The organism is Simiduia sp. (assembly GCF_058345725.1).
Window position 1 is genome coordinate 17,214 of the sequence record NZ_JBTUOC010000094.1, and the last position, 13,489, is coordinate 30,702.

Consider the following 13,489-nt stretch of genomic DNA (forward strand, 5'->3'; position numbering starts at 1 on the left):
GCCCCCATTTGCTCGACTACAACTTGCGCCGGCGGCGCCTATCGAGCGGTATTAAGTACGGATGTGCATACTAACATCCGCGTGCAGGTCAGGTCATTACTGGCCTGCCAACCCTTCCAACTGTCGCTTCAGGGCCGTATCGGCGCCCACGTATCGCAATCCCAGGCGCGCGAAATTGCGGGCCTGCTCCACCACACCCAGGCCGGTATAGGCCTCGGCCAGCACTCGGTAAAGACTGGCGGAATAGCGATCGACTCGCAGGCCGCGCTCGGCGGTGTCAATGGCGGCGGCATATTGCCCCTGTGCCAATTGCTGTTGCGCGCGCGCCAGTATGCGCGCGACCGCAGCACTGTTGTCGACGGGCGCAGGTGCCGCAGATTGCGGTTCAGGCGACGGAGGCTGCGCAATCTCTTGTTCTACCTCGGGTTCAGGCGCCGGCTGCGATGGCACTTCCGACGCGGGCGCGTGAGGTTCATAGGTTGCCGTGGCGCAACCCATCAGATACGCGGCCATCAGCCACAAGACCGCAATGCGAACTACTGCCATAATTTTTTCCACCAGTGTTTAAGGGGGTGCTCTAAGTGTTCACAGGGCGCCCGCCCGCTAGGCCGCCGACCTTGTGAGAAGGGCATTAAGCGAGCTCCAGCGCAATTCTCGGCACTGGCGAGCCCCGTGCTCGCCTCTACCCAGTGCAGCGCGACACCCGCCGGTGCCGGCGCATCCAAGCCCCGAGTTTCCATGCCCGCCAGTATACGCGACCAAAGCGGCAACGCACCGGTGGCACCGGTTAACGGCGTGGTGCCATTATCGTCGCGGCCGACCCAGGTAACAGCCAAGTGCTCGCCCGTAAAGCCTGCGAACCAGCTATCGCGCTGATCGTTGGTCGTCCCAGTTTTGCCAGCCACATCCAACGATTCGGGCAAATACCGATAGGCACCGCGGCCCGTACCCTCGCGCATGACCGCGCGCAGTGCGTACTGCAGCTGATAGACGGCCTCGGCCGGCAGGCGTTGCTGCACCGCCAGCGGATAGCGCTGTAACGGCTCGCCGTCTTTCGTCGTGACCGATTTAATGGCGCGCAAGGGCGCGTAAAAGCCGTCGGCGGCCAGGGTGTGATAGCGCTCAGCCACATCCAGGGGCGACATGGCCACGGCGCCCAACAGCATGGCGGGCACCTCTGGAATTTTGGTAGATCCACCCATAGTGCCAAGTGTGTCCGCCACTGAGGACAACCCGAGCTGCATACCCAGACGGGCGCTGGCCTGATTGTACGACTTGGCCAGGGCCTCGAAGAGCGGCACATCGCCGTGACTCTTGCGCTCGTAGTTTTTCGGTTCCCAATCGCCATCGGGCCCCGCCACCCGCACCGGCGCGTCGCTGATCAGGGTGGTGAGCTGGTAGTGTTCGGGCCGCATCAATGCCGTTAGGTAAATTGCCGGCTTAGCCAGGGAGCCAATCTGCCGACGCGCATCCAAGGCGCGGTTAAACCCCGCCACCGATGCATTGCGATCGCCGGCCAGTGCCAACACCTCGGCGCTGCCCACCCGCACCACCACGGCGGCGCCCTGCAGGCTCGCCTTGGGTAGTCCGTAGTCGGCCTCGGTGCGCACCAACTGATCGGCCACCGTTGACTCCAGGTGTTGCTGCACTTGGAGGTCCAGGGTAGTGAAAATATTCAGTCCTTCCGATTGCAAATCGGCGGGCTGGTAGTCGCGCGTCAATTGACGTTTGACCAGATCCAAGAAATTGGCATAGCGGGTGACCGGTTCGCTATTTTGCGCGGCAATGCGCAGCGGTCGACGCCGATGCTGCTGGTATTGCTCCTCGGAAATGAGGCCGGCATCGCGCATGACCGACAGCACCAAGTCGCGGCGCGCCTTGGCGCGCTTAGGCGAGCGCCAGGGGTTGTAATAGGATGCCCCCTTCACCAAACCCACCAAAAGCGCAATTTGGTCGGCCGACAATTCCGCCAGCGGTCGCCTGAAATAATGTTGCGACGCCAGCGCAAATCCGTGAATGGATTTTGCGCCCTGCTGGCCAAGGTAGACTTCGTTCAAGTAGGTTTCCAAAATTTCGGCCTTGCTGTAGTGCAGCTCCAAAAGCACCGCCATCACCGCTTCCAAGCCCTTGCGCGACAGGCTGCGCTCGCTGGTGAGGTAAAAATTCTTGACCAGTTGCTGGGTAAGCGTGCTGCCACCTTGTGCCACGCCGCCGGCGCGCACATTGGCCATCAGCGCGCGGGCGATGGCCCTGGGCGATACGCCGTGATGCTCCAGAAAGTGTTTATCTTCCACGGCGATCAGTGTTTCACCCAAGAGCGGCGGAATGTCGGCCAGCCGCACTAACAGACGATCTTCCAAATGCGCGGGAAAAATGCCGCCAATGGACTCCGGCTCTAAACGCAGAAAATCACTGTCGACACTGCCCTCCAGGCGCGTTACCCGCCCCTGATTCAGGGTTAACTGCCAGCGCGCCGGCGCCGCCCGGCCGTCCCAGAAGTCAAAACCGCGGGTGGCTATTTGGTAGTGGGTCTGCGCACCTTGCGGCTGCCGTGCGAACTGCCCCTGCCCAGACAGTTGCAGCACCGGCTGGTAGCCCAAGCGCTTGAGCTGCGCCTCTAGCTGCGCCGGCGTCAGCCGGCTGCCCTCGTACACTTCGAGTGGCTGGGCATAGACGCGGGCGGGCAGTGCCCACTTTTTACCGTCAAATTTAGCGCGCAATTGAATGTCGATAATCACCAGCGCCACCAAACCCAGCACACTGGCGAGCAGGCATAACCGCAGCGCCCAAACGCGCCAACTGGGGCGCGTTTGCGAGCGGGAGGATCTTTTTCGGGAAGTTTTTCTGGCCATGGCGCGCTAGTGTAGCCAGCTGCCCTTAAACTACAACTGGCAGGGCGCATTTACACCTTAAATCACACCGACATCAGGCGCTAAAATTAAGTCGAAATTAAGCGCTGGCACAGTTGCAGGCCATCGGCGGCTTCCCTACAGTTGATCGTTTAACACCGGCGCCGAGCCCCAGGCCCGCCCATTAACAGAACCACAGTGCGGAATACACCATGATCGAAAATGTGCACGCCACCCAACAATTAACCGGCGATCTGGCAGCGCTGGAGCGCCGCTTTAAAACCGAATATGTAGACCTGGCCAGCGAGCGCTTAGGCGGCGAGACACTGGCCTGCAGCGACGACTTTTTTGCCGAAATGGAAAACCTGCTCAAGCCCGGGCGCGGCATTTTTATCGAAGATAAATACACCGAGCGCGGCAAGTGGATGGACGGCTGGGAAAGCCGCCGCAGCTACGGACGCGACAACGGCCGCGAGTTTGACTGGTGCATCGTCAAATTGGGCTGTGCCGGTGTCATTCGCGGCGTAGATGTAGACACCAATTACTTTCGCGGCAACGCGCCGCAATCCGTGTCTATGGAGGCCTGCCACAGCACCACCGAGCCCGACGCCAATACCCAGTGGCACCCGCTGTTGCCCCAAAGTGCGGTGGCGGCGCACAGCCAAAATCCCTTTGCCATCCGCGATGACCGCACCTGGACCCACGTGCGCCTGAATATCTTTCCCGACGGCGGCGTGGCGCGCCTGCGGGTGTACGGCGATGTCACCCTGGACTGGTCGCAATTTCTACCGAACGAACCCATCGATCTGGCCTCCATCAAAAACGGCGCCAAGGCACTGTTGGTCAGCGATATGTTCTTCAGCGATAAAAACAACCTGATCATGCCCGGCCGCGGCAAAAACATGGGCGACGGCTGGGAGACCAAGCGCCGGCGCGATCCGGGCCCCGATTGGTCCATCGTCAAGCTGGCTTGCCCCGGGCGCGTACAAAAACTGTTAATAGACACCTGTCACTTTAAAGGCAACTACCCAGATACCTTCACGCTGGAGGGTATCAACACCCAAAGCGACGACTTTAACGGCCAAGGCCAAACCGGCTGGCAACCGCTGATGCCAAAAACCAAGCTCTACGCCCACCGGGAGCACCTGTTTGTGAAGGAGCTGCTGGATACCAACAGCGTGTTCACCCACGTGCGCCTGAGCATCTTTCCCGATGGCGGCATTTCGCGCATGCGCGTATTTGGCACACCGGAAAAAGTGGGCGGCTGACCATGGCAAGTATTACCCCCAAGCCGTTAACGGCCGAGGCCTTTGCGCCCTTCGGCGACGTGATTGAAGCGCGCGCCGACGGCCAGTTTTTCCCCATCAACGAGGGCTATACCCAGCGATTCCACGATCTGGCAACGATTGATGTGGATGAACAAGGTGGCCGCCCATTGGTTAGCATTTTTCGCAGCCAGCCACTGCCGCAGCCACTACAACTCACCAAGTTAGAGCGGCACCCGCTGGCCAGTCAGGCGTTCATGCCGCTCTCGGGCGAGCCCTATTTAGTGGTGGTGGCACCGGCAGGTGTACTGGACCCCAATGCCATTCGCGTATTTATTGCCGGCGCCCATCAGGGTGTGAACTACCATCGCGGCACCTGGCACCACTTTTGTCTGGCACTGCATAAGCCGTGCGATTTTTTGGTTATTGATCGCGGGGGCGAGGGGCATAATTGCGATGAGCAGATACTCGATAAGGTCATCACCCTCGCGGGCCTACCGCAGTAAAAAGTTGCACGCGGTTTTCTTTACAGGCGCACGCAATAACGCGAAAACTAACGCGCCGTAAATTACAATAGCCGTAGGCAGCTTGCCCTTAGATCAGTCCCTGGCGATAGGCCAATCTATTGTCAGGATCTAAGGTTTTCTTTAACGCCCTAAGCCTTGCGTAAGATTGCCCATAATAAGCCGCGTTGTGATCGACGATGTTGATATCGGGATAATTCACATAGTGCGCGGTAATTCCGCTTTCGCGCAGTAGGGTTTGGGCGTCGCCCATGGCCTGCAAACTGCGCGCCTCAGCGGCTTGGTTTTCCCAATAGCACTGCGCCTCACCTAAATAACGGACATTGCGATGTGCATAAGCGGCGCCCGCCGCCCGCTGTGGATTATTTATTTCGCCACCCAAGGTATTAATCTGAAATACCATGCCGCGTGTTTTAGCGACTAGTTCACACAGTGGCTCGATACAACCTTCAAGGTCATCAAAACCTTGGTAATAGCCCGCACTGATATTCTTAAAATTCAAGGGCTCGCTACGACCATAATAATACTTAACCCCCACCGCCAGTGGGTCGGGCTTTAACCCGGCGTTGCTATCCATCTCGCGGTCAAAACCCGCCAGGATTTTTTCCATAGCCGCATCGTGCGCCGTTGCCGTGAGCATCACTGTTAGGGTGGTGCCGTTAAGCACAAAGGCGGAAAATGCATGATTGGGTAGCGTTTCACATTGCGCAAACCAAAATTTTGCCATTGCAGCAGCGCGCTTGGCGCTTAACTTATAAGACCTGAAGCGATGCTGGTACAGGGTTTCCGGAGCGGCAACGGTGTGATAGCGCAGTTGAGTCACCACGCCAAAATTGCCGTTGCCACCGCCGCGGCAAGCCCAGAGCAGCTCCGGTAAATCGTCAGAATCCACAAGCTGGCCTTCGGGCGTCACCATTTGCACACCTATCAAATGATCGCAGGTCAGGCCAAACTGGCGACCAAATAAGCCATAGCCGCCGCCCAGGGTAACGCCGGCCAGGCCCACGGTGCCGCAAGAACCCGACGGCAATAGTCGCCCCTTGGGTAGACAATAGCCGTATAGCTCGGCCAGTCGCACCCCAGGCTCGGCAATAAGGATATCTTTTTGCGTAAGCTCAAGGCTTTTCAGATTGGAAAGGTCAATCACCATTCCGCCATCGGCAATCGAAAAACCTTCAAAACAGTGGCCGCCGCTTTTCACACTAAGATTCAGATTCAAATGTTTGCCATAGCGCACAGCCTTCTGTACGCCCAGTGCGTTCTCACAAACTGCGATGACTTGAGGGAGAATTTCTAACCGCTTGTTAAACAGCCTACGGCGACTGTCAAACTGCTGATTATCTTTAGTGAGAAACACTACATCTGCATCCGACTCACCAGCCTGTATATAACAACCTGGTAGCGCGCTCCACAATGCACCAATGCCCGCCAGCTTAAGTGCCGAGCGCCTATCGAACCTATTAGTCATTCAGTGCATCCTATAATTGGCATCTAATACCCAATATCTAACAGCCAGCATCTAACATCTAAACTGGCTTTTCACTAGGCCCTCACCATGTGTCGCGTACAGTTCACCCAGCGTTGCCAGGAATTGCAGTTCGCAGCACACTGTGAACTTTGGCCTAAAGCCTTCCAACTATTAGTCAACTCGCTCTCGCGAACACAGCTTAAAGCACACCCACAAGCCCCAACAGCCCCACAGGTAACAGCAGAACCCACTGCGGTAATTTGTAAAACGTCTGTAGCTTGAAGTAGTACCAGCCAACCGCAACAAAAACCAGCGCAAATACGATGTAGCAAAGCGCAATGCCAACAACCAGGCTGTAAAGTGCGGCGATTGCATACCAACCAATATAGGTCAGTACCACACCGCTAATAACCAAAATAGCGGACACCATGTGCCAACACCCCAACAATGTCGCCTTTGGAATGTCGGGCAGATCAGACGCCAAAAACGGCCTTACGGGATCTACTTGGCCGGCGAAAATATGGACAAGCGACGTAAACACCCCTATTAACCCAGCAATAAAAATCCAAATATTCACTTACGCCTCCTTTCGAATTGAAATGTACTTCGTGCCGCTAAAATCTATAGACTCTACTATCCGTGCTCACAAACATTCCTTTGTTAACCCGATCACGCTTCACGAAAGGCCATAGGAAAGGTGACTAAACCCTGCCGATCTAGACGGCCCGCCCATAAAGCGAACCCGTCTATCACCTCTTACGCCCGATAGGCACGACATACATCTCACTCGCAGCAGGTGTCCTGATAGCCGTCTACTTGTTACACTTTTTTCTTTAATTGCCTATCTATCAAGACATTCTGTTGCCATTTACTGGGCTTCTTATCAGTGCGATGTATACACCCTGCCCAGCAGCAAGGACGCTTTTTACCTTCTAACAGAGATTCCGCAGCCCGTGCAATGCGCTTCACTCGCGTCTTCTCTTGTTTTGCATCTTCTACCCAACAAATAAATTCATTGCGGCCAATGGGCGTCAGTGCCTCCCATAGGCTCACCAAGCCATTATCAGCCAGCGACTTCGCTAAATCGATAGGCAATGCGTGAACCAGTCCACCGGAAATTTTAGGCGCCATAAGCCAACCCTATTTTTGATCGATACTTTTTCAAATAGACAGTACAACAGATAAACAATCTGGCGGCCTGCTGTCATAGATTTACTGGCCGCACTCTTATTATCCAATCGGCGCCGTGCAATAGCGCGCAGCTACTTGCCGTACAAATACTCAGCAGCACTGCGACTCATCTTTTTGTAGTCGTGGCCCACATCCGGCACCTTGTGTATCTGCCATTGTATCGGCACATTAAGCGAACCCGCCAAGGTGTTGGCGACACCCAAAAAGTACTGGCCTCTATCGAACCTGTTGGTACCCTGGATATCCACATCCGAATTTCTTACCAGGTGGCCACGCGTCTCTTTATCATTGTCCAGCTCGCCTAAAAGCAAGACTAAGTTACGACGCAGTGCCGCGGGCATCGCGCGTTCGGTAAGCCCACTCTCTTTCAAACCATAGGGAAAAGCGGCGCTGAAATCGGGCGTTGTATACCAGCCAGCATTGGCTGCAACCAAGCGATTGGCCTTATTGGTAGGGTGAAACATGGCGTAGCGGTGAATGATTTGGCCGCCCGCCGAGTGGCCAAACATATCGTAGGTATCTGTATTTAGGCGCAGCGCCTTTACGGTAATGTCGAACACGGCATCAAAATCGGAAAATAACCACTTGCTATCATCGGTCACGCGATCAAAGCTCTTCATGGCGGTCTTCTGATCATTGATTTTTACGTTAGTGATCATGCCGGCCAGATTATAGGACCAGAAGCCGGGATAACGGTGCTCTGCATAGTGAGGTGACACAACCACCACACCGTATTGCTCCGAAAGTGACACCCAGGCATCTCGGTAGGCCCAAGCATTGCGGCCGGCACCAGGCAGCACCACGATTACTGGGGTGTCGGCCCGCAGATTGTTCGGTGTGTGGTAGAACACCGAGAGCGCGTCGCCCCGCGCAGTGTTAAAACAGAAATTACCCGAGCCCAAATGCATGGCCGGCGCACTACAATCCGGCGAGGCATCTACTGCAATCAAGTGCATGCCGCACACGGGGCACTTGCCCCCCTGCTCGTAAATTTTCGAGTCAAATATATCGTTGACGTGGTAGCAGGGCGGGCAGACATATTGTGCTGGTGTTGGTATAGGCGTAGGTGACTGCAGGGTGTCGCTATGCGCTGGTAGCGCCGCGATTATTAACAGACTTACAATCAGTAGCCACTGTACGCCAACCCAGTTTCGTCCTAGTCGATTTTGATGTCTCATTATAGTTGTACTCCTTCGTACTGCATTTTCCCATTCAGCGCTTGCCTTTCACATCATAAGGCTTTGATATTATTCAAGAATGAGAAGATCTAATTCCTATTTATCTAACCCGCCTATCCTAGCCTTCTTGCACCCGATGCACAAATGACTTCAGGTAAGGTATCTGGAGCAGCTCATTAACACGTTGCACCCGCCACTATTGATTTGGCTGCTACGCAAACATTTTTACACGTTAGAGATTAGCTTTTGCTACGCCAGCCATTTACAAGCAACCAAACCATCAAGGCGAGCTCCCCTATAGCCAGGAAAATCAGCCAGCTAAAATCGGCCGCCAGTGCAAAGCACTTCACCAATTACACACCAATAAAAGAGCGCCACGGCCACACTAAAGCAATCCGAATCAGATATTTACAGCAAGGAACAGCCGAAAGACCCAATCAACGGGTCAGGCGCCATGAAATCGTACTTTGGATTTCGATCAAGGAACCTAGCCCCAAGACCCGATAGATTCTGGGCTAAATGCTTATTTTGACTGGGGTAGATATTAGTAGGCCCTTCGGGCCATTTCTCCTTCAAGGAGTGTGCGTCAAAGAAGCGATTTGTGCACTCCGACCTGTTTCCTAATCACTCTTTCTGAATGACGTAGATGGCATATTTTTACTAAGAAAATCTCTTGGCTACACTGGTTACTCGCTGCCCCAAATACTTCGCTGTTACTAAATCGATCGTACTTAACTCACCGTTTATTGCGTGTGCAATCAAGCCAGATTGAGCGCCGAGCCTGTTGCGCCCCTCAACATCACAATTACCTGGTATATCTAAACTTGCCCATAGCATGCCATGTTGGCTCGCAAAAATTTGCATGTATTGAATGGTATTCAACTGATCACCACTTAAACTCGATCCGATGGTAAAACCACTCGCAATTTTATTAGACCAAGCTTGCTCTGCCCAAAGGTCCCCCGTAGCATCGGCAAAAGCTTTGAATTGTGCCGAAACACAACCCATGAATGTAGGCGAACCGAAAATCATTGCATCGACATCTTTTAGCTGGTCTATCAGGGCTGAATTCTTAAAACGGCCGTCAATAATATCTTCTCCGAGAATTTCTACCATGACAACCTCAGCCTCAGAGACTGATCTAATACCCACTGCAACCGATTCAGCAAGTTTTTTTGTCGTACCTGTTGCCGAGTGAAAAATAATTGCGACCTTTATCATTAAACCATCCCTAACTAATATAACGGATTTGTAAAAAAACGTATGTGAGAGTCATTTATCCACCGCTCCCTTTAGCTAATTATCCCGATCTGAGATAGACGGTCAGGCACCGTGAAATTGCACTTAGGATTTCAATCTAGAAGTCTGGCCACATTTTCTTCATAGATTCTAGGCTAGCTACTAGCTTCGACCTGGACTATATTTCTATTAACTTTGGGCTCTTAACCCTTAAGACGTGTGCGTCAAATCAGCGATTTAATGTACTCTGATCCTGCTTCCATGGATTTTGTTCATTTTCCTTTCATACGAGCCGCAGCCCAGCGGAGACTTCGCGCTTTCCGTATCTTAGAAACCGAACAAAAAGAAACCTACCCCAGCTACGCGCCCTATCTAGTTCGTTCACCCCAGGTGGATTTTAGGGGTCGCGAAAAAAGGCTCCAGCCTGATCCTCGCGCAATTGAGCAGCTATGCCCAGTTGCCCCCTAAAAACCGATCTCCACTCACCACTGCGCAAAGGGCCCCAAGAGCGGTGCTTCGTAGCAAGTTGCCGCCTCAACTTCTAAAAAGGATCAAGTGTGAATTGTCAATTATTTAAACGCCACAGTTCTTATCTGACCCCGATTAGTTTCTTATCTGACCCCGATTAGTTTGGTTGCGTTTGTTAAACGCTGAATTTAATTCCAGCCTTGCACCCAACATAGACTATACCTATTGCCAAAATTAATGAACAAAATGCCAGTGGCATATATAGACGATATTGGCCATACCTTACTCTTCCGGTCGTTGCTACCACAAAAGCAAAAACAGAAAGAAACACCGCAATGGCTAATGAAATAACGATTGCATGCACTTCCGTAATGCCATCATTACCCGGAACCATAGTAGGTTCTTGATATTCAATCCCAGACTGCGCAATCGATGAGATTGCTGCAATGCTCTTCGCTAACTGGAATTCACTTCCATCAAGTCTTAACCAATACCCCATTGACGCAAAAAGTATCGCCAATGAGCTTGCGATAAGTAAAAGACATATTTTCGGCAAGATAGTCATAGAGCGTTTAACGTCCGCATGAAACGAGCCGAATATGGAAGTTACTTTGTGTTAAGTTGGAGCGAATCGGAAACACAAAGCAACTGGAGTGTTTGGCGTCGTTTTTAATGCGTTTGTTAGGAGAGATTACTGCTTAGTAAGATTATGTAACATTACATACTCGCAATAATTAAGCTCAAAAGATTTATCTCGATCATATACAAAATACCCAAATGGCCCCATCCGGCCAATTTTTACCGGGGTAGCAGAAATATTTTTTTCATTTAGTTTGTCGATAACTCGACTATCCATCAGTGCTGAATCTGCTGCGACATATAGCGAATTGACTACTTTTGCAAACAGTAGCGCATCATCTTCACCTGAGGCGTTAGAGTATTCTTTAAAGATAAATTCTATGGCTGACTTTTGTTCAGGAATTGAGCATTGATGATAAGAGGTATTACCCAAACTACAACCAAAGTCAGCACAGCCTTGAACGTCAGGAAAGTAAGTTTTCTCTGGTATTAACTCAATATGAAAATGCTGATTACCTGGAAAAAATTCTAAGGCAATTCCTGATATTTTGGCTTTACCATAATTTGAGCTTCTTCTAGAAGTTTCGAGCAAACTTAACTTATCTGATTCAGCTTCTAAGATTGCACAAATAGCTGCCACTAGCTTTTCTACAACATCTGGTATTAATTGATACATCGTACCTCCTAACGCCCGCAGCACACGCGAGCGTAGCGAGTCGAGGCCGATAGGCCGGTGTGACTGCGTTTGTTAGGCATTATTCGCAATAACCTTTGCTCCGAAGAGCGATCAAATTATTCAAGCTCTTTTCTCTAAGCTCTACTGCGTACTCATACTTGGTCTGGCCAGCCCATACCTCTGGATTAAGGTTTTCCGCATTAAACATCAGACTATTGCACAAAATTCTCAGTGTTTTTTCTTTTTCATTATTATTCAAAGAATCATAGATATCATTGGCTATGGTTACATTTAATTCATATCTAGACTGCACTGTTTTAGGTGAAAACAGGCTGTCTCCAAGCTTAACAGTTTCTAGGTTTACGTCTTTGTAGAGCGTGTACGACAGCCAAGTTCCTGATGCTACTCCGCTAACACCGGCAAATAGGAACACGAGAATAATCGCAAATGATTTATTCATTTTATTGCCTAACGCCCGTAGCACGAGCAAAGTTGGAGCGCAGCGGAAACTTTGTCGCTGTGCCTACGCTTGTTAAGTGACTTCCACTCACGAGGTTACTTTGTTTTTTTTGCGCATGAATATGTAGATTAGTACGGATATGACAATATAGGCAATGCCAGCGTTGTTACTACCACTAATACTCAACTGCAAAACACCCGAAACCACAAGAATAAAAAACAACCCTGTAATCCACCCACCTATTAATAATGCTTTTCTCTTTACTCCTACATATTTAAGGGCCATGGCGAAGAACCCAAAGTAAATACCTGAAGCAGCCAATATCATTCCCAAAAACATTACCAGTATCATATGTATTTCTCTCCTATTTTATTCACTTAACGCCCGCAACAGCCGAGAGCGTAGCGAGTCGGCTGCTTGCGTTTGTTAATGGTTTTTAGGACACCCATAACACCCTACACTCTATATTTTCTTTCTTAGAGAAATCTTCGATTCTAACTTTGCACTGCTGGGACGAGGCAGCCAACGGTCCGTTCCAAATCATATACTTAAAGGTGTAGAAATTTGGTTCCGGCTCAAATACTTCACTAAAACTGATGCTCGTAATGCCCTTGGCGCAATCGCGAAGATCAAATCCTTCCAATTTCAAAGCGGATTTGACTGAATCAATACCAAATGTTGAATCGCTGCTCAAACAGAATTCTTTGTCTAGTGGAAATATCTGCCTAAGAGCGTAAATCACTACTAAATCTTTGCTTACCGTACTATGGCGATTAACAAAGGTATTTTCCTTTAAGTGCTGGAGCTTATCTTCATCAGTCAACACCACCTTGTTTGATGTACATGCTGATAAGAAGACGACTATTAGAAAAAGTATTCTCATGGGTTGACCATTAACGCCCGCAACAAACGCGAGCGTAGCGAGTCGAGGGCGACAGCCCGTTTTGGTTGCGTTTGTTATGAGGCATTAACCTGCCACCTTTTTATATACACCTGAAAATAGCCTTGGTTTGACAACAAATAGTATAGAGATAGCCAGAATTACTCCCTGATGCCAACCTCCCCTCTTATGGAGATTTTCAAACTGTGGGAATTCGTTTGTATAGATGTTATAGAGACTATGAATTAGATTAGGAAATGCCTGCGTGAAAAGGAAGATCCCCAGAAAAAATATGCATACGGGTAGAATTTTTTCAGGATCTACAATACTTATATCTTTAGAGCCTCTTGCGACGTACTCACCCAACCTTGCAGAAAAAGCAATGACCAAGACAGCTATTGTCACTGGGAATATTAAATCCTGAAACATCCACATGAAAGTCTCGGCGTCAATCGGCATTGACATGTATACGCGATATGGTATTTCGCCGAATGAATCCATTGACCACAGCAATTGGTAAATGCCAAACACCCTAAAAAGCGCGGTACACAGCTCCTTCATATGCTTCCCTCATAACGAGGCTGTAGAAAAACGTTTTTAAAATCCACTTATCCACAGCCCCTTTGAATCAATTTTACCGATCATAAAACAAACAGATACACTTTACATAATCTTTTCTTATGCGTACTTTTTTGATTTTTAGGTGTAGTTA

At 50.8% G+C, this 13,489-nt stretch carries 15 protein-coding genes; 2 read left to right on the forward strand and 13 right to left on the reverse strand.

Going from position 1 to position 13,489, the window contains the following annotated elements; all coding sequences use genetic code 11:
- Positions 1–96: 96 nt before the first annotated feature.
- Both ACW8F6_RS17770 and mrcB read right to left on the reverse strand, forming a co-directional pair.
- Positions 97–546, reverse strand: coding sequence for a tetratricopeptide repeat protein (locus tag ACW8F6_RS17770; protein WP_491577230.1), 450 nt, complete (start codon positions 544–546; stop codon positions 97–99).
- Positions 537–2,852 (reverse strand): penicillin-binding protein 1B, encoded by a 2,316-nt coding sequence (gene mrcB / locus ACW8F6_RS17775; RefSeq protein ID WP_491577231.1) that lies wholly within the window; start codon positions 2,850–2,852, stop codon positions 537–539. The genes ACW8F6_RS17770 and mrcB overlap by 10 nt, the downstream gene beginning before the upstream one ends.
- A gap of 209 nt (positions 2,853–3,061) precedes the next feature.
- Between mrcB and alc the strand changes: the two genes are divergently transcribed.
- Positions 3,062–4,117 (forward strand): allantoicase, encoded by a 1,056-nt coding sequence (alc, locus tag ACW8F6_RS17780; RefSeq protein WP_491577232.1) that lies wholly within the window; start codon positions 3,062–3,064, stop codon positions 4,115–4,117.
- Positions 4,118–4,119: 2 nt separating this feature from the next.
- Positions 4,120–4,620, forward strand: a complete 501-nt coding sequence (locus ACW8F6_RS17785; RefSeq protein WP_491577233.1) for an ureidoglycolate lyase — start codon at positions 4,120–4,122, stop codon at positions 4,618–4,620.
- 88 nt (positions 4,621–4,708) lie between these two features.
- Here the strand turns inward: ACW8F6_RS17785 and ACW8F6_RS17790 are convergent, their stop codons facing one another.
- The 11 genes from ACW8F6_RS17790 to ACW8F6_RS17840 all read right to left on the reverse strand — a co-directional run bounded on the left by ACW8F6_RS17790 (position 4,709) and on the right by ACW8F6_RS17840 (position 13,338).
- A complete protein-coding gene (locus tag ACW8F6_RS17790) occupies positions 4,709–6,106 on the reverse strand; it encodes an FAD-binding oxidoreductase (protein ID WP_491577234.1) in 1,398 nt (465 codons plus the stop codon).
- 199 nt (positions 6,107–6,305) lie between these two features.
- Positions 6,306–6,683, reverse strand: a complete 378-nt coding sequence (locus ACW8F6_RS17795; protein ID WP_491577235.1) for a hypothetical protein — start codon at positions 6,681–6,683, stop codon at positions 6,306–6,308.
- 242 nt (positions 6,684–6,925) lie between these two features.
- Positions 6,926–7,237: a YdeI/OmpD-associated family protein gene (locus ACW8F6_RS17800; RefSeq protein ID WP_491577236.1), complete on the reverse strand. Its 312-nt coding sequence runs from the start codon at positions 7,235–7,237 to the stop codon at positions 6,926–6,928.
- A 131-nt stretch (positions 7,238–7,368) separates the two neighbouring features.
- Complete coding sequence (locus tag ACW8F6_RS17805) at positions 7,369–8,475, reverse strand: heavy metal-binding domain-containing protein (RefSeq protein ID WP_491577237.1); 1,107 nt, start codon at positions 8,473–8,475, stop codon at positions 7,369–7,371.
- Positions 8,476–9,135: 660 nt separating this feature from the next.
- On the reverse strand, positions 9,136–9,696 hold the full coding sequence (locus ACW8F6_RS17810) for a flavodoxin family protein (protein ID WP_491577238.1): 561 nt from the start codon (positions 9,694–9,696) through the stop codon (positions 9,136–9,138).
- Positions 9,697–10,357: 661 nt separating this feature from the next.
- Positions 10,358–10,747, reverse strand: coding sequence for a hypothetical protein (locus ACW8F6_RS17815; protein WP_491577239.1), 390 nt, complete (start codon positions 10,745–10,747; stop codon positions 10,358–10,360).
- A 126-nt stretch (positions 10,748–10,873) separates the two neighbouring features.
- Positions 10,874–11,437 (reverse strand): hypothetical protein, encoded by a 564-nt coding sequence (locus tag ACW8F6_RS17820; RefSeq protein WP_491577240.1) that lies wholly within the window; start codon positions 11,435–11,437, stop codon positions 10,874–10,876.
- Between the two features lie 79 nt (positions 11,438–11,516).
- A complete protein-coding gene (locus tag ACW8F6_RS17825; protein WP_491577241.1) occupies positions 11,517–11,897 on the reverse strand; it encodes a hypothetical protein in 381 nt (126 codons plus the stop codon).
- A gap of 87 nt (positions 11,898–11,984) precedes the next feature.
- Positions 11,985–12,248 (reverse strand): hypothetical protein, encoded by a 264-nt coding sequence (locus ACW8F6_RS17830; protein ID WP_491577242.1) that lies wholly within the window; start codon positions 12,246–12,248, stop codon positions 11,985–11,987.
- Between the two features lie 85 nt (positions 12,249–12,333).
- Entirely contained in the window at positions 12,334–12,780 is a 447-nt protein-coding gene (locus ACW8F6_RS17835) for a hypothetical protein (RefSeq protein WP_491577243.1), read from the reverse strand.
- Between the two features lie 84 nt (positions 12,781–12,864).
- Positions 12,865–13,338 carry a hypothetical protein gene (locus ACW8F6_RS17840; protein WP_491577244.1) on the reverse strand — a complete coding sequence of 158 codons (474 nt, stop codon included), beginning with the start codon at positions 13,336–13,338 and terminating at the stop codon, positions 12,865–12,867.
- Positions 13,339–13,489 lie beyond the last annotated feature (151 nt).